This is a genomic window from Pseudoalteromonas sp. QJM3NY_12 (assembly GCF_056173165.1).
Genome location: NZ_CM149661.1, coordinates 3,113,045 through 3,129,820, shown reverse-complemented (window position 1 = coordinate 3,129,820; position 16,776 = coordinate 3,113,045). Strand labels below are relative to the sequence as shown.

Below are 16,776 nucleotides of genomic sequence, written 5' to 3'. Positions count from 1 at the left end.
ATCATACGCTTAAACTTAGTTAATAGGGGTTTACCATGCGGGTAAACCTTAAGCACCTAGGTGCAAAGCAATATGGTTTTAGTTTAATAGAGATTTTAGTGGTATTGGTGATCATCGCCTTTGCCACCAAAATGGTGGTATACAGCTTAGATGGCGGCGCAGAGGAAGAGCTAGATAAGCAAGCAAGTAGGCTGCATACCACCATTAATGCCGCATCGGAATTTGCCGTACTTAACCAGGTAGAGTTAGGTTTATTAGTTGATCAAAATACGCTTGAATTTTTAGTGTTTGATGGCGAAAAGTGGACCAGCTTTAAGCGGGAAGAGTTATTTAAACCAATTGAGTTTGACCAGCAATTTAAAGTAACACTTAATTTAGAAGACCTACCTTGGGCACAAGATAACTTATTAGAGCAGTCTAACTGGCGTGAGTTAATGAGTGGCGATAATGAAGATAGCTTATTAGAACTTAAAAAATTAAAAGTTCCTCAAGTACTTCTTTTATCCTCTGCTGATGTAAGTGCATTTCAGCTCATGCTTGAGTTAAAAGATCAGGCGGAGCCGGTATATTTTATTGAAGGTAAATTTGCTGCGCCAGTTGATTTTCGTCGAGAGCCCCAATAATGAAAAAATACCAAGGTTTTACCTTATTAGAAGTCTTAGTTGCGCTAAGTATTTGTGCTATGGCGGGTATTGCTGCAATGCAAGCAACTGGTGAGCATATTCATCACTTATCTAGCATTGAAGAGCAAACGTATGGCTCATGGGTAGCTGAGAATGTATTGGTAGAACAACGAACGAAAGGCGAAAAATGGCAAGGTAAAAATGGTACCCGCGGTACTGAGATGATGGCGGGGATTGAATGGTTTTGGCGCCAAGATGTTGTGCCCACTGCGGATAAGAGCTTTGTAAAGGTCACTATTAATGTGTTTACAGATGATAAGTATGAAAATTCAATTTATGAGTTAAGTACTTACCTAAATAAAGGTAAGCCATAAGTGAAGCAGCGCGGTTTTACATTATTAGAAGTGATGGTGGCACTAGGAGTGTTGGCGTTTGTTATTATGGCCACCCACCAAATACTTGATACCACCACGCGTGCCAAAGAAGCATCAGATGAAAAAATTGCTGAGCTAAATGGGTTACAAACAGCCTTCAGGCTAATGGATCAAGACTTTAGCCAAATGACTAAACGCCAAGTGCGTAATGAAGCTGGGGATTTTCAAGAGAGTTACTTACTTGCAGGGCGCTACATTTTAGAAAGCCAGCTTGATGGCATTGCCTTTGTGCGTGATGGTTGGATGAATCCCATTAATTTACTTCCTCGCTCAGAGCTGCAAGCTGTTGGTTATCGAGTAATTGATGACAACTTAGAACGAGTATATCGCATTTATGTTGATCAACTTGATAATATGGAGCCTCGTAGCCAAGTTGTTTTAGCTGACGTAGAAGAGCTTAAATTTGAGTTTTTAGATGGTAACGCAGAGTGGCAAGAAAACTGGCAAATTAAGGCGTTACCTAAAGCGGTAGCTGTAACATTAAAGCAAATGAACGCAGAACCAATTAGGCGCGTTTTTTTAGTGCCAGGACTCGGTAAAGAGCTACCAAAACCGGTTAATGATGGTACTAACCAATCGCAACCAAATGGCCGAGGAACGCCTTGATGAATCAAAAAACATCACGCGGCGCGGCGTTAGTTATTGTGTTATTTATTGTCGCGCTGGCTGCTATTTTAGCCGTAGAAATGAGTGCGAACTTAATGGTACAGGTACAAAGAAGTACTAACTTGCAAAGTCAGCAACAGGCTAAATGGTATGCTTATGGCGCTGAAGAATTAGCTATTAAAGGCTTAATTCAAAGTAAAAAAGACGATTCAGAAAAAACCACCTTAGCGCAGCCGTGGGCAAAGCAAGGTGATGTTAAGTACCCAGTTGATAACGGCACGTTAAGCGGTCAGTTAACTGATTTACAAGCCTGTTTAAACTTAAATGCGCTTGGCGCTGAGCCCGACCCAAATAGTACTAATAAAACGAACCCTGCGCATAAAGCGTTGTTTGCCATATTAGAAAATATAGAAGACTTACCCAGTGATGAATCTGAAGAAGGTATGGCTGATAGTGTTTTTGACTGGTTAGATAAAAACAGTATTACGTATCGCTCAGGAGCTGAAGAGGGCGAATATTTATCGCGTCAGTTTCCGTATATAACAGCAAATAGCCTATTTGCTTCGGTATCTGAACTGCGTTTAATTAAAGGCTTTAACCCTTTAGTGATGGAAAAGGTGCTGCCTTTTGTCTGTGTGATCCCTGGTAGTACGTTACTTTCAATTAATGTTAATACAGTCACTGAAGAGCAAGCTTTATTGTTCAGTGGCCTAATAGACGAACTGAGTGTTTCGGGTGCTCAAGCGGTAATTGCAGCGCGACCTGAAAATGGCTTTGATAATATTGAAGAGTTTTTTGAGTCTGTTAAACAACAAGGCGGCAAAAATATCAAAGCAGTAGAAAAGCTTTTTAGTTTAAAAAGTGAATATTTTAAATTACAAACGCAGGCAAAATTTGTTGATTTGCGTTTTTCGATGACCACATTACTGTATGCCAGCAATGGCGAGGTAACGATACTGGCGCGAAAATTTGGAGGCGTACAGTGACAGAGATACTGTTGATCCGCACGGGTCAAACCGAGCAAGATTTACTTAACTGGTTAATATACTCACTACAAGAACAAGAAATAATAGCCAGTGGCGAGCTACAAAATGCCAATCAGTTAAGTGAACTAACTGAAAAAGCATTAACCCGAGAACTTGTGGTACTTTTACCATGTGACCAAGTGCAATTAAAAACGGTGACACTGCCAACAAAGTGGAGCCGTAAATTAGAGCAAGCATTGCCCTATATGCTCGAAGAAGATCTTGCCTGTGATATAGACGACGTTTATATCGCGCTTGGGGAGCCAACTATGGTTGATGAGCAGCATGCAATTAAGATTGCGCTAACCAACCGTGATTGGTTTGAGCACTGGTTAGAAGTATTTGAAAAACATCAACTCACTCCGTATCAAATAGTACCGGATGCATTACTATTGCCAAGCGCTGAAGAGTCATGTGTTACTGCCATCGAACTTAATAAGCAGTGGCTCTTTAAACAAGGTGACTGGCACATTAGCGCGGTTGAAAGCAGTTGGCTAAAAGAGTATTTAGTAGCATTAGGCAATCCTGATATCAAGCATTACAGCCCCGCTGATCAGTTTCCTGAAGCACTTAACTTATATCCGCAAACAAGTGACTATGAGTTACCGTTAGCATTATTTGCTAAACAACTTGATAAACTTAAGTTTAATTTGCGTCAAGGACCTTACACCCTTAAAAAGAAAACTGCGTTATGGTGGGGTTACTGGAAAAGTGCTGCCATTATTAGTGTGGTTGCCTTGGTATCAAGTGTGACTATTAAAGCGGTTGAATTACATCAGCTTAATTCGCAGCTAGAAGTAGCTAAATCGCAAGTAGTAGAGCGATATCAAAAAGCCTTTCCCGGCACACGAGTACGCCCTCATTTAATTAAAAATCAAATACAGGGTGCATTGAATAAAGTACAAGGTGTTAGCGATACTGGCTTTTTAGATTTAACCAGTAAATTGGTTAGCGTGTTTTCGCAAGTGAGTGAGTTTACGCCACAAACATTACGCTTTGACAAACGCCGTAATGAATTGCGCATTCGAGCGCGTGGTAAAGACTTTCAAACTTTTGGTAAGGTTAAAGCCATTCTAGAGCAGCAAGGGGTTACTGTTGAGCAGGGCTCGTTAAATAATGATGGCGATTTTATCGTCGGCGAAATCAGACTGCGAGGTGCACAATGAAGCAGCAGTTAATGCAATATTGGCGTTCATTAAAAGAGCAAGAGCAACAACTAATTATGGTTGCAGGCGTTGTATTTATCATTTTTGTTTTGGTGATGGGGGTTTTTAGGCCTTTAAATACTGCGATAGAGCGGGCACAGCAATCACAAATAAAACAGCAAGAATTGTTAGCCTGGGTAGACGAGAGTATTGTTAAGCTCAAAGCCGCGGGTAAAACGCAAGCTGTGAGTAATCAAAATCTCAGCCAAATAGTTAATAATACGCGCGGCCGTTACAGCATTAATATTAGTAAAATGCAGCCTAATGATAACTCACTTCGTTTAACGCTCGACTCAGTAGAGTTTAATCTATTAATCCAATGGATTGATGAGCTCGTTAATCAGCATGGTTTAAGCGTAGAAAATCTAGATTTAAGCCAAGATGATAAATCCGGTTATGTACGCGTAAGCCGTTTAGTATTAGAGAAGTAGTTAATGAAAAAAATAATAATATTATCCATCGTTTTTTTAATGAGCTTTATTGTTTTTAGCGTTATTAAATTACCGGCTGCGGTTGCTGTAAATTTAGCTAAACCGTATTTTCCACCGCAGCTAGAAATAGGACAAACTGCTGGCACGTTGTGGCAGGGACAAGTTATGCAGCTGCGCTTTGAAGGTGAGCAATTAAATAATGTACGCTGGGATATATCTGGCTGGGCCTTATTTAAAGCTCAAGTGAATACTAACTTACGCTTTGGTAATCCTCGCGAACGCAGTGACATATCGGGCTATGCAGATATTAGTTATTCACTAGCAAATGATGAACTTAAAATAACTGATACCGTAGTGCGTTCAACGGTTGAGCGAGCAATGCAGCGAATTGATTTACCGTTACCAGTTACTGCTAAAGGACGTGTAATCTTAGAGCTTGATGAATACGTTTCTGGAGCGCCATATTGTCAATCACTCCAAGGTGAAATAGCCAGCCCTGATATTGACGTACAAGGTTTAACTGGTTGGTTCAATATTGGTGATCTCAGTGGCAAATTAAGTTGTAAGTCGGGCGATGTTGCTATACTCATCGAGCCAGACAATAGATTAGGGCTTGAGGCAGATGCTACACTAAAGGCTAATTTTGACTTTAAAGTTGCGGGATATGTTAAACCTGATCTAACTTTACCCAAAGAAGTTCATGACGCGGTGAAGTTTTTAGGCAGACCAGATAACCAAGGTCGTTACCCACTTAAATTTTAATATTTTATATAAAGAGTTTTAATGCAAATACCTCAGTTTACTGAGCAGCATGCCAAGCTGCTCAGCGAGTTTTTAAATACCCAATCAGGCGCAATGAGCCTTACGCAAAGCCAAGGTTATTTATTTGGCGTTATATGTTCACCTGAGCCGCTAGAAGTTCACCAATGGTTAGAAAACATTCTCCCTGATACAGCAAACGACCTTGATGAAGACATGTTATTTTTGTTTATGGCATTACACCATCAGGTGAGTGAGCAAGTATTTGAGTTGGGTTATAAGTTACCCGCTGAGTTTGAATATGACTTTTGCCAGCAATGGTCAGCGGGTTTTTTAACCGCAAGCCAAGCGTATACCCACAAGTTACTAGCAAGTGAGCAACTAGATATTCAATACAAGCAAGCGCTTGAAAGCGCACAGGCTACGCTCAGTTTTTTTGCTCTCGATAAACCAATCATTACGCAAATTGCACAGCAAAATAATATTGATGAATTACACTTATGTGAGCAGCAGTACGAGTTAATGGGCGACTTTGCATTAGGTTTTGCTGAACTTATCGAAATTGTAGCGCTTAACAGTGGCTTGTATACTGATGAAGGGTGGGAGGAGTAAGTTTTCTAGCGCTTAAACGTTGTTCTTAACACCTAACCGCCAATTTCTAATTCAATATCAGTGCAACCTTGTTTGCACTGTATTACTCCTTTACCGGGTTCGCTGGTGGCTAAGTTAAGGGTTAATACGCCATTACAATGTTCGCATTTTAACGTTTTACCCTGTGCCAATTGCTTAAGCATGGTGCGATGTTTATGAAATGAGTTACTTGCTTTTTTATTTAATCCAGAAAAATCCATTACTTTACTCTCGCTTGCGCTAATGACTCTTTGATAATACGACATACAGTAAGTAATCGTTCTTCGTAAAAATAGAGGTTTAGATCACCTTGGCGACAATAGCGTAGTTCAAATAACTTGACTGATTCATCCGTAGTAAATGTTTTAGCAACATAGTCTTGCTCAGAACGAGAAAGTGCTAATTGTTGATTCACTTTATTTCTCGTCATGGTTGCTACAGGAAAGCGATCTACTTTAGTTGAGCTGCTTAACAAACCGATACCATCACCGAGCAACCGTTCGCGCGGCTCTTTTACCAAAGGATGATCAACGGTAAAAAATGCTAGGATCACAACCACTAGTATAAAAAATTTCTTCATAAATATACAAACCTTGATCCAAACAACACTTTAGTAGCCGGCAAGTGTAATAAAATACACCTTAAAAGCAAGTCACAAATTGAATAAATTATTAGCAATCTAGTCAGTAATTTTAGCTAATATGCGTATAATAAGAGGCCGTAGTTAGATATTTCTGAAATATCTGAAAGTACACAAGTGCGACTTAAAGCGTATTATGTTTAGCATGCAAGTTGTTACACTTAGGCGAAAAGTACAAAAAGATTGCTGAATTTTTATTTCCTAGCGGCGTTGAGGAACTTCAATGGATAAGCAAATTAAAGTAAAAAACATACCAACAGAGGTTAAGATCCAAAAACCTGATCTGAGCCGTCAAGAAGATAGATTTAACCCCCGCAATCGCATTTATGTACGTGCGGTTACAGGGCTTCATCAATTACTAAGACAACGTATCGGCTTTTTAGGCATGCTAGCGTTTATGTTATTGCCTTGGATCAACTTTAATGGTCAGCAAGCTGTGTTGTTTGAGCTAATGGAGCAAAAGTTTAATATTTTTGGTTTAACCCTGTGGCCACAAGACTTCACTATTCTTGCATTTATTTTTATGCTTGCGGCGTTTGCTCTATTTTTAGTGACTACTTTTTATGGCCGAGTATGGTGTGGCTATACCTGTCCGCAAACAGTATGGACCTTCATTTTTATTTGGTTTGAAGAAAAATTTGAGGGCAGTGCTAATCAACGTAAAAAGTTAGATCAGCGGCCAATGGATTTTGATAAATTCTGGCGAAAAACCGCAAAGCACACTAGTTGGGTGCTATTTTCTCTATATACAGCGTTAACCTTTGTTGGTTACTTTACGCCTATTCGCGAACTACTCCCAGAATTTGTTACATTTAATGTGGGCGGTTATGCCTTAGTTAGTATTATTGTATTTACTATTTGTACTTATGGTAATGCGGGTTGGATGCGCGAAATTATGTGTTTACATATATGCCCATACTCACGCTTTCAGTCAGCAATGTTTGATAAAGACACCTTTACTGTAAGCTACGATGAAGCGCGTGGTGAAAACCGCGGGCCACGTTCGCGTAAACAAGACCCAAAAGAGCTGGGGTTAGGTGATTGTATTGACTGTAACTTGTGTGTGCAAGTTTGCCCAACTGGGATTGATATTCGTAATGGTCTGCAATACGAGTGTATAAACTGTGGCGCGTGTATTGACGCCTGTGACGGCGTAATGGACAAAATGAATTATCCTCGAGGGCTTATCTCTTATACCACTGAGCGTAACTTAGAAACCCCAGAGAATAAAACTCATCCGCTGCGTCCTAAGCTAATTGGTTACAGCATTATTTTAGTCTTACTTACCGGTGCGTTGGTAGCCAATATAGCTATGCGTAAACCTATGGACTTTGATATTATCCGTGATCGCAATCAGTTGTATCGTGTCGATTTTAATGGCTTAGTTGAAAACACCTACACCTTAAAAGTGATTAATAAGGCACAGTACGAGCAAACATTCTCTATTGATGTTAAAGGGTTAGATAACTATAAATACATAGGTGATACCACCTTTACGGTGAACGCTGGTGAATCGCATAATGTGCCGTTATCATTAGTAATGGACCCTTATGATTTAAAAGCGCCAATGACCGAGTTTAACTTTGTACTGTCGCCAATAAACGAACCCGATAACCAAATATCGCAGCAAAGTAACTTTTTTAAAGCGCGATAAAGAGTCTGTATTAAAAGACGAACACTGATATTAACAAAAAAGCGGGATATTCCCGCTTTTCTTTTATATAAGAAGTATATGAGTAAATTTAGCTTTATTGACTTAACCCCAGATCTTATTTTGGATGCCATCGAAAGCGTTGATATTTACGCTGAGTCAGGGTTGCTAGCGCTAAATAGCTACGAAAATCGAGTGTATCAATTTGTAGCTGAGGGTGGAAAACGTTACGTTGTTAAGTTTTATCGGCCTGAGCGCTGGAGCAAAGCACAAATTCAAGAGGAACATGATTTTGCTTTTGAACTGGCAGCCGCAGAAGTACCGGTGGTTGCGCCAATAAAGCATAATGGGCAAAGTTTATTTGAACACCAAGGGTATTTATTTACTTTATTCCCAAGTGTAGGCGGGCGTTTATTTGAAGTCGATAATTTAGATCAGCTTGACGTACTAGGGCGTTTAATTGGTCGCATGCACCAAGTAGCGAAAACGCAGCCCTTTACCCAAAGACCAATCGTTAGCTGTGATGAATACCTGCATACAGCTAAAGTTCATTTACAAAAAAGTAATTTAGTTCCTATGGGACTAGAAACTTCCTTTTACACTATTTTAGATTTAGTTATTGCCCAAGCGCAGCTGCAATATAAAAATGTAGACAGTATTCGCTTACACGGAGACTGCCATGCTGGTAATATTTTATGGGCTGGGGATGCGCTGATGTTTGTTGATTTAGACGATAGCCGCCAAGGACCTGCAATTCAAGATTTATGGATGATGCTCAGTGGCGATCGACAAACACAGCTGTTACAGTTAGACACTTTAGTGAATGCGTATGAAGAGTTTTGTGATTTTGATCACTCACAACTGAAGCTGATCGAACCGCTTCGCGCCATGCGTATGATTCATTACATGGGTTGGGTTGCAAAACGTTGGAGCGATCCAGCTTTTGTACGGAACTTTTCATGGTTTGCAGATGACAAATACTGGGAGCAACAAATTTTAGCGCTTAAAGAACAGCTTGCAGCTTTGCAAGAAGCCCCGTTAAAATTATTGCCATAATATTTTTATTTAAAAAAGAAGTATAACGAGATATTCATGCTTAAAAAATTAAAACTAAGTTTACTGATCCTATGTTTACCTTTCGCAGCACTAGCTGCCAACTTTGAAGCAGGTAATCAATATACTGTGATTGACGTTGAAAAGAGTAAAACGCCAAACGTAACCGAATTCTTCTCTTTCTATTGCCCGCACTGTTTTAAGTTTGAGCCGGTAGCAAAAGGGATTGCAGAAAACTTACCTGAAGGGGCTGAGTTTGTAAAAAATCATGTTAACTTTTTAGGGGGCGTTTCACCACAAGCACAAAGTAACCTGAGCTTTGCTTACTTAATTGCAAAAAAACATGGTCAAGCCGAAGCAGTAACAGCGCAAATTTTTAAAAGCATCCATATTCAGCGTGCACCATTAACAGAAATTAAAGACGTTAAGAAGTTATTAGAGCTTAACGCAATTGATAACAGCACATTTGATAATGATATTGCTAGTTTGCCTATCATAGCAGCTGAACGTGCCATGCAAGATAAGCAGAATAAATATTCTGAGCTTGGCGCATTAACTGGCGTACCTACATTTATCGTAAATGACAAATATAAAATCAATATTAATACAATCAAGAGCCAACAAGAACTTGATGAGTTAATTAGCTTTTTACTAAAACTATAATTTTTGGAGCACCATAATAATGATCAAATTAGTTAAAGCAGGGTTGCTTGCTGTATTACTCCCTTTAGCTGCAACCAGTTTTGCTGCCACTTACGAAGAGGGCGTACATTATGATGTCGTCTCTGATCGTGCAACCAGAAAGCCAGAAGTAAAAGAGTTTTTCTCTTTTTACTGCCCTGCATGTAATAACATGGAGCCACTGCTTGCTGAGATCAAACCTAAGCTAGACAAAAACGTAAAGTTTAAGAAAAGCCATGTGGATTTCGTGGGCGTTCGTGACCCAGAACATCAAACTATGATTAGCCAAGCACTAGCTACTGCTGAAGTACTACCGCAAAAAGATAAAATTATTTCAGCGATGTTTGACCACATTCACGCAAAGCGTGCTCGTTTTAATGAGCTTGCAGATGTAAAAGATGTATTTTTAGCGCAAGGTGTAGATGGCGACAAATTTGATAAATTATTTGAAAGCTTCTCGGTACGTACACTGAGCTCTAAAATGAAGCGCGACCAAGATTACTTTAAAGGAAAAGGGGCACTGCGTGGCGTTCCAACATTTATTGTTAATGGTAAATATAAGCTTAACTTAGGTGGCGAGTCAGGTATTTCATCGCCAGAAGATGTAAGCGCACTTATTAACTACTTAGCAAATAAATAAGTAGTTTAGTGAAATAAAAAAGCTCCGAAAGGAGCTTTTTTATTTGGAGAAGAAAATTCATTATGGAAAAAATTTTAATCTCAAGTTGTTTGTTAGGTTTGCCAGTTCGTTATGATGGTAAAGGCCAAACAATATTGCACCCTCAACTTAATTTGTGGCAAAAGCAAAATAGATTAATCGTATTTTGTCCTGAGATTGCTGGTGGCTTACTCGTGCCTAGAGCGCCCGCTGAGATAAAGCAAAATCGAGTTATTACAAATACTGCCGAGGATGTAACAAGTGCATTTGAAGCTGGCGCTAATAAAGCATTAGCCCTTTGTAATAAGCATAATATTCGCTTTGCTTTACTAAAAGAGTCTAGCCCTTCGTGTGGCCGTAATACAATTTATGATGGAAGCCATAGTGGGGTGAAAGTAAAAGGCATGGGGCTGACCGCTAAGCTATTGGTAAAGAATCAAGTTGAAGTATTTAGTGAAGAGCAAATACCAGCACTTATCAAGGCGCTGGCATTATAGTATTGGATTTTATTTTTTCTGTAAAAATACACCAGATTCAATATGGTGTGTGTAAGGGAACTGATCAAATATTGCAAAGCGCTTAACCTCATGGGTTTGGCATAAGTGATCAAGATCACGCTCCAACGTATCTGGGTTGCATGATATATAAATAATATTCTCATAGTTAGCCACTAAATCACACGTTAGGGTATCCATGCCAGCACGAGGTGGGTCGACTAGAATGGTTTGGCAGTTGTAACTACTAAGGTCAATACCATCTAAGCGAGAGAAAGTACGCTCGCCTTTCATTGCCTGAGTAAACTCTTCGCTCGACATGCGAATAATATCTAAGTTAGTTACTTTGTTTTGAGCAATATTATATTGCGCTGAATGCACAGACGATTTTGATATTTCTGTTGCCAGCACTTTATTAAATGAGCCCGCAAGTGCAATTGAAAAGTTTCCGTTACCACAATACAGCTCTAGTAAATCATTGTTTAGTGGTTTACATAGCTCTTGTGCCCACTCTAACATTTTAATATTCACCTTCGCATTAGGCTGAGTAAAGCTATTTTCTACCTGTTGATAGATTAGCTCTTGGCCATTTACCATTAAACGCTCAGTAACAAAGTCATCGCCTAATTTTTCTTTTTGCTTACGTGCACGGCCAATAAAGTCAATTTTGTACTGGCTACTTAGCTTTTCCTTTAAGGCATTAATCTCAGTTAACCAGTTTTCATCAAGTGGCTTGTGATAAAGCAAGCTCACTAAAATTTCACCGCTGAGGGTCGATAAATAATCTATTTGAAATAATTTACGACGCAGTACTTCGCAGCCTTTTAAGTTATCAATCATTACCTGCATAACTTCACCTACTAAAGGAGCTGCAGGGTCAAAGGTATCAACACGTATTTTATCTTTCGTTTGTTGATCAAACATAATGTGAAACAGATCGTCACCATCGTGCCATACTCTAAATTCTGCACGTTGACGGTAGTTAATAGGCTCAGAGCTAAATACTTCTAACTGTTTTACACCGAAACGTTGAAACTGCTCTGTAATACGCTGCTCTTTTTCATTTAATTGTGCATCGTACTGCGTGGTATCTATATTTATAACTGCCATTAACGGTATAACCTTATCGTTGAGATCTGTTTATCGGCGCTATTGTAGGGAGCGAAGCGTATTTGTCTAGTTTTGATCAAATATAGTGAGCTTTTTTTAAGCATTTTACTACAGTATAGGCTTACTTGGCCGATATAAGAGTATGTCTAAATAGGAGTCTTCTCATGAAAATAGGTAACTTTAGTTTTGTTCCAAACAGCAATGCCAATAAATACAATACTAAGCAAGCAATGCCACAGCCTAAAATAGACTCCCCACCAACTAGCTATCAGCAACGCGGAAAAGAATTGGCTGCTGCCGTATTGGGTGACAAAATGGCAAAAGAATTAGGCTTGCCGGTTGCTGAAGCGAAAAAAGACAAACCATTGTTTGATTTTAATGAAGTAGTCAAAAATGTTTTAGACTTTGTGACCAGCTCAGTAAAAAAAGCCAAAGCCAATGGTGCCGATGATGACAAGCTACAAGATATACTTAATCAGGCACGTAAAGGCGTGCAAACAGGTGTTGATGAAGCTGTCGATGAATTAAAAGGTATGGGCGTATTTAATCAAGAGCTTGAAGAGGGTATTGATAAATCAAAAGAGGGCATCTTTAATGGCCTTGATAAATTTGAGCAGAACTTATTTAATCCTCAGCCAGCAAGCGTAACGGTTAGTCAATCGCAGTATGTGAACCTTAGTAACAGCGCTGATTACACTTTTACCACCGCAGAAGGTGATGAGGTGAGTATTAGTTTTGCAGACGCTTACCAATCCCAGTCATCTAGTCGCTATCAGCAAACTGAAAGCTCACAAGCATTTAGTACGCAATTTTCTGAGTCTCGTGAGTTGTCATTTTCTATGTCAGTAAATGGAGAGCTTAATGAAGACGAACAGCAAGCTATAAATGATTTAATGGCAGAGTTACAAGATGTAAGTAAAACCTTTTTCAGTGGTGACTTAGATAAAGCATTTGAACAAGCCCAAGAACTCAGCTTAGGAAATGAACAGCTGGTGGCATTTTCAATGGACTTACGTCAAAGCAAAACTGTGGCAGCTATTAAAGAGTATGAACAAATTAAGCCAACCTCAGAAAAGGCCATTGCCGAAACTGTCGCGCCTTTTAATGATGATCTAAAATCGGCTTACTCTAAAGCGCAAGCACTAGGATTAGAAAGCCAGCTATCAGGTATCATTCAATGGCTAAATCAAGATCAACAAGAAATAGATAAACTGGTTGATTACACTAACACCATGTTTGAAAACTTAGATAAATTAAACACAGCTACTGCAAAACTAGACGCTGAGTAAAACTACTTTCTTTTATAAAAGCCTCATGGCAAACTGCCGTTCTAAGTAAAGAGTAGGAATGGTAGTTTGTCAGCGCACATCATGGTATTTGATTCAGGTATAGGTGGAACTACAGTACTTGAGCATATTCAGCAAAGCATTCCTCACGCTCAATATAGTTACTTCATGGATAATGCATTATTGCCTTATGGTGCACTGTCGCAGCAGACTATAATTAGTCGCTTATGTGGACTAATCCAATTTATCAAAAATGAGTCGCTCAATGTCGACTTAATTGTTATAGCCTGCAATACCGCCTCAACATCTGCATTAAGTGCGGTACGAAAAATAACAGATATTCCAATTGTAGGGGTTGTACCCGCAGTTAAGCCCGCAGCACAAATAACACAATCAAAGCATATTGGATTATTGGCAACCCCTGCTACAGTAGCAAGTTCATATACGAATAGACTGATTAAAGAGCATGCCTCACTTATAACTACAAGCTTATATAGTAGTGTTGAATTGGTCACCCTGGCAGAAACATTCTTTTTTACCCAACACCTAGATATAGAAAAGCTGCACGCTGAGTTAAACCGATTAAATATTAATAAAGATATCGATGTGCTGGTATTAGGCTGCACTCACTTTCCTATTCTTGCTAAACCAATTAGTGATTACTTTAAAGCACATATAGAGTTGTTAGATTCTGGTGCGGCTATTGCTAAGCGAGTTAGATCTTTACTAAATTTAAGCGATAATCAAGCAGGCATAAAAAAGCCGCTGCGGTATTATGCAACGGCTGATATATGTAGTGATAAACTAGCCGTTAAGCAAGTTACACTGTTTGATCCGACTCTGAGCGATAAGAGTTAGAATCATCTTCTTGTTTTTGTTTTGCTTCACGTACTTTTAAAGTACGTTGTTGGAACTCACTATCATTTAACTTAGCAATTGCGTTATCCGCATCAGCTTGAGCCATTTCAACAAAACCAAAGCCGCGACGTTTGCCAGTATTCTTATCTTTCAATAAACGAACATTAAATACCTTGCCTTGCTCTTCGAACAAAGCACGTACAACGCCTTCATTTGCGCGATAAGGAAGATTGCCAACATAAAGTGTTTTTGTTTTTACTTCGGCTTCTTCTGCACTTACTGATGACATTGCAGCAATGACAAGTCCACCAATTAATAAACCAACACCAAATAGTAGTGCAGGGTCTAATGCTAGGCTTGCAAGTGCAAACTTAACGATAACAAAACCAACAACAGCAAGAATAACTGCAAAGATAAAAGATTTTTGATCGGGTAATTTCATTTTGATCTACCAATAAACAGGAAATAAACATTAATTTAACATTGTGAACTTGCTATCTTAACGTCTTAATTGAACATAGCAATGAAATTTATAGTAAATAGTTAATAAGAGTGCAAAAAACGACCTAAAGTAAGCTCTTTCCATACCATTTCAATAGTATTTGCTTGAAAGTTGAGCAAACAGTAAAAAGATCTAAAAAAAAGGTTGATCTGTTTTCGGATCTCCCTATAATGCGACCCCACTGAGAAGGGGAACGCCAACGCATAGCGAGGCACAAACTACTCAGAGAGTTAAATAAAACTTGAGTTTAAATCATCGTAAGAAAGTTTAAAATTAAGTGTTGACTCGAAAAATAAAGGATGTATTATACGCATCCCTAGCGACAACGTCGCAACGTTCTTTAACAATATAAAGCAATCATCTGTGTGGGCACTCGTACAGATTGAGTTCTAACAGCCAAGCTACTTAGGTAGTGAGGCAAACAAATTTAGAGTCTCAATTTAAACTGAGTGACCAACAGCAATAACTACTTAGGTAGGAATTGCAGCACAGTCAATTCAATATCGAAAGATATTAAATAAATTCAGAATTCATTGAGCTGTCGAAAGACAAAAAACTTTTTAATTGAAGAGTTTGATCATGGCTCAGATTGAACGCTGGCGGCAGGCCTAACACATGCAAGTCGAGCGGTAACATTTCTAGCTTGCTAGAAGATGACGAGCGGCGGACGGGTGAGTAATGCTTGGGAACATGCCTTGAGGTGGGGGACAACAGTTGGAAACGACTGCTAATACCGCATAATGTCTACGGACCAAAGGGGGCTTCGGCTCTCGCCTTTAGATTGGCCCAAGTGGGATTAGCTAGTTGGTGAGGTAATGGCTCACCAAGGCGACGATCCCTAGCTGGTTTGAGAGGATGATCAGCCACACTGGGACTGAGACACGGCCCAGACTCCTACGGGAGGCAGCAGTGGGGAATATTGCACAATGGGCGCAAGCCTGATGCAGCCATGCCGCGTGTGTGAAGAAGGCCTTCGGGTTGTAAAGCACTTTCAGTCAGGAGGAAAGGTTAGTAGTTAATACCTGCTAGCTGTGACGTTACTGACAGAAGAAGCACCGGCTAACTCCGTGCCAGCAGCCGCGGTAATACGGAGGGTGCGAGCGTTAATCGGAATTACTGGGCGTAAAGCGTACGCAGGCGGTTTGTTAAGCGAGATGTGAAAGCCCCGGGCTCAACCTGGGAACTGCATTTCGAACTGGCAAACTAGAGTGTGATAGAGGGTGGTAGAATTTCAGGTGTAGCGGTGAAATGCGTAGAGATCTGAAGGAATACCGATGGCGAAGGCAGCCACCTGGGTCAACACTGACGCTCATGTACGAAAGCGTGGGGAGCAAACAGGATTAGATACCCTGGTAGTCCACGCCGTAAACGATGTCTACTAGAAGCTCGGAGCCTCGGTTCTGTTTTTCAAAGCTAACGCATTAAGTAGACCGCCTGGGGAGTACGGCCGCAAGGTTAAAACTCAAATGAATTGACGGGGGCCCGCACAAGCGGTGGAGCATGTGGTTTAATTCGATGCAACGCGAAGAACCTTACCTACACTTGACATACAGAGAACTTACCAGAGATGGTTTGGTGCCTTCGGGAACTCTGATACAGGTGCTGCATGGCTGTCGTCAGCTCGTGTTGTGAGATGTTGGGTTAAGTCCCGCAACGAGCGCAACCCCTATCCTTAGTTGCTAGCAGGTAATGCTGAGAACTCTAAGGAGACTGCCGGTGATAAACCGGAGGAAGGTGGGGACGACGTCAAGTCATCATGGCCCTTACGTGTAGGGCTACACACGTGCTACAATGGCGCATACAGAGTGCTGCGAACTCGCGAGAGTAAGCGAATCACTTAAAGTGCGTCGTAGTCCGGATTGGAGTCTGCAACTCGACTCCATGAAGTCGGAATCGCTAGTAATCGCGTATCAGAATGACGCGGTGAATACGTTCCCGGGCCTTGTACACACCGCCCGTCACACCATGGGAGTGGGTTGCTCCAGAAGTAGATAGTCTAACCCTCGGGAGGACGTTTACCACGGAGTGATTCATGACTGGGGTGAAGTCGTAACAAGGTAGCCCTAGGGGAACCTGGGGCTGGATCACCTCCTTATACGATTTAGAACTTATTTGTTCGTAGTGTCCACA

The 16,776-nt window shown here is 40.3% G+C and carries 19 protein-coding genes and 1 rRNA gene; 16 read left to right on the top strand and 4 right to left on the bottom strand.

Annotated features, from left to right (window positions below):
* Positions 1–35 precede the first annotated feature (35 nt).
* Genes gspH through AC0VZ5_RS14580 form a run of 8 tightly spaced genes read left to right on the top strand, consistent with a single transcriptional unit; the run spans position 36 to position 5,695 of the window.
* Complete coding sequence (gene gspH, locus AC0VZ5_RS14615; protein ID WP_178956689.1) at positions 36–623, top strand: type II secretion system minor pseudopilin GspH; 588 nt, start codon at positions 36–38, stop codon at positions 621–623.
* A complete protein-coding gene (gene gspI / locus AC0VZ5_RS14610) occupies positions 623–997 on the top strand; it encodes a type II secretion system minor pseudopilin GspI (RefSeq protein WP_010393012.1) in 375 nt (124 codons plus the stop codon). The genes gspH and gspI overlap by 1 nt, the downstream gene beginning before the upstream one ends.
* The gene (gspJ, locus tag AC0VZ5_RS14605; protein ID WP_010393015.1) at positions 998–1,663 is read left to right on the top strand and encodes a type II secretion system minor pseudopilin GspJ; all 666 of its coding nucleotides are present in this window, start codon (positions 998–1,000) and stop codon (positions 1,661–1,663) included.
* The gene (gspK, locus tag AC0VZ5_RS14600) at positions 1,663–2,649 is read left to right on the top strand and encodes a type II secretion system minor pseudopilin GspK (protein WP_475473435.1); all 987 of its coding nucleotides are present in this window, start codon (positions 1,663–1,665) and stop codon (positions 2,647–2,649) included. Before gspJ ends, gspK begins: the two co-directional genes overlap by 1 nt.
* Complete coding sequence (gene gspL, locus AC0VZ5_RS14595) at positions 2,646–3,854, top strand: type II secretion system protein GspL (RefSeq protein WP_475473433.1); 1,209 nt, start codon at positions 2,646–2,648, stop codon at positions 3,852–3,854. The genes gspK and gspL overlap by 4 nt, the downstream gene beginning before the upstream one ends.
* Entirely contained in the window at positions 3,851–4,324 is a 474-nt protein-coding gene (gene gspM / locus AC0VZ5_RS14590; RefSeq protein ID WP_178956686.1) for a type II secretion system protein GspM, read from the top strand. Before gspL ends, gspM begins: the two co-directional genes overlap by 4 nt.
* Before the next feature lie 3 nt (positions 4,325–4,327).
* Positions 4,328–5,086, top strand: coding sequence for a type II secretion system protein N (locus tag AC0VZ5_RS14585; RefSeq protein WP_010393022.1), 759 nt, complete (start codon positions 4,328–4,330; stop codon positions 5,084–5,086).
* Positions 5,087–5,107: 21 nt separating this feature from the next.
* Positions 5,108–5,695, top strand: coding sequence for a UPF0149 family protein (locus AC0VZ5_RS14580; RefSeq protein WP_138608186.1), 588 nt, complete (start codon positions 5,108–5,110; stop codon positions 5,693–5,695).
* Between the two features lie 32 nt (positions 5,696–5,727).
* Here the strand turns inward: AC0VZ5_RS14580 and AC0VZ5_RS14575 are convergent, their stop codons facing one another.
* Both AC0VZ5_RS14575 and AC0VZ5_RS14570 read right to left on the bottom strand, forming a co-directional pair.
* Positions 5,728–5,934, bottom strand: coding sequence for a hypothetical protein (locus tag AC0VZ5_RS14575; RefSeq protein ID WP_010393026.1), 207 nt, complete (start codon positions 5,932–5,934; stop codon positions 5,728–5,730).
* Entirely contained in the window at positions 5,934–6,293 is a 360-nt protein-coding gene (locus AC0VZ5_RS14570) for a hypothetical protein (RefSeq protein ID WP_010393028.1), read from the bottom strand. Before AC0VZ5_RS14570 ends, AC0VZ5_RS14575 begins: the two co-directional genes overlap by 1 nt.
* 283 nt (positions 6,294–6,576) lie before the next feature.
* Between AC0VZ5_RS14570 and ccoG the strand changes: the two genes are divergently transcribed.
* From ccoG to AC0VZ5_RS14545, 5 genes are all read left to right on the top strand, one after another.
* Positions 6,577–8,007, top strand: coding sequence for a cytochrome c oxidase accessory protein CcoG (gene ccoG, locus AC0VZ5_RS14565; protein WP_010393031.1), 1,431 nt, complete (start codon positions 6,577–6,579; stop codon positions 8,005–8,007).
* A gap of 78 nt (positions 8,008–8,085) precedes the next feature.
* Positions 8,086–9,060 (top strand): serine/threonine protein kinase, encoded by a 975-nt coding sequence (locus AC0VZ5_RS14560; RefSeq protein ID WP_055013406.1) that lies wholly within the window; start codon positions 8,086–8,088, stop codon positions 9,058–9,060.
* Between the two features lie 36 nt (positions 9,061–9,096).
* Positions 9,097–9,720 carry a thiol:disulfide interchange protein DsbA/DsbL gene (locus tag AC0VZ5_RS14555; protein WP_036980428.1) on the top strand — a complete coding sequence of 208 codons (624 nt, stop codon included), beginning with the start codon at positions 9,097–9,099 and terminating at the stop codon, positions 9,718–9,720.
* 19 nt (positions 9,721–9,739) lie between these two features.
* Entirely contained in the window at positions 9,740–10,378 is a 639-nt protein-coding gene (locus AC0VZ5_RS14550) for a thiol:disulfide interchange protein DsbA/DsbL (RefSeq protein ID WP_008113400.1), read from the top strand.
* Between the two features lie 62 nt (positions 10,379–10,440).
* Positions 10,441–10,893 (top strand): 2-thiouracil desulfurase family protein, encoded by a 453-nt coding sequence (locus AC0VZ5_RS14545; protein WP_411737675.1) that lies wholly within the window; start codon positions 10,441–10,443, stop codon positions 10,891–10,893.
* A gap of 9 nt (positions 10,894–10,902) precedes the next feature.
* Here the strand turns inward: AC0VZ5_RS14545 and trmA are convergent, their stop codons facing one another.
* Positions 10,903–12,000: a tRNA (uridine(54)-C5)-methyltransferase TrmA gene (gene trmA / locus AC0VZ5_RS14540; protein ID WP_138608198.1), complete on the bottom strand. Its 1,098-nt coding sequence runs from the start codon at positions 11,998–12,000 to the stop codon at positions 10,903–10,905.
* Between the two features lie 164 nt (positions 12,001–12,164).
* Between trmA and AC0VZ5_RS14535 the strand changes: the two genes are divergently transcribed.
* Together AC0VZ5_RS14535 and murI are read left to right on the top strand one after the other, a co-directional pair.
* Positions 12,165–13,289, top strand: coding sequence for a DUF5610 domain-containing protein (locus tag AC0VZ5_RS14535; protein ID WP_010393043.1), 1,125 nt, complete (start codon positions 12,165–12,167; stop codon positions 13,287–13,289).
* A gap of 66 nt (positions 13,290–13,355) precedes the next feature.
* Positions 13,356–14,144 (top strand): glutamate racemase, encoded by a 789-nt coding sequence (murI, locus tag AC0VZ5_RS14530; RefSeq protein WP_475473426.1) that lies wholly within the window; start codon positions 13,356–13,358, stop codon positions 14,142–14,144.
* On the opposite strand, the gene AC0VZ5_RS14525 is transcribed toward murI, so the two are convergent.
* Positions 14,107–14,586, bottom strand: a complete 480-nt coding sequence (locus tag AC0VZ5_RS14525) for an RNA recognition motif domain-containing protein (RefSeq protein ID WP_475473424.1) — start codon at positions 14,584–14,586, stop codon at positions 14,107–14,109. The two genes, murI and AC0VZ5_RS14525, sit on opposite strands and share 38 nt — an antisense overlap.
* Positions 14,587–15,207: 621 nt before the next feature.
* On the opposite strand from AC0VZ5_RS14525, the gene AC0VZ5_RS14520 reads away from it, so the two are divergent.
* Positions 15,208–16,741 (top strand): 16S ribosomal RNA (locus AC0VZ5_RS14520).
* The last annotated feature ends 35 nt before the right edge of the window (positions 16,742–16,776 follow it).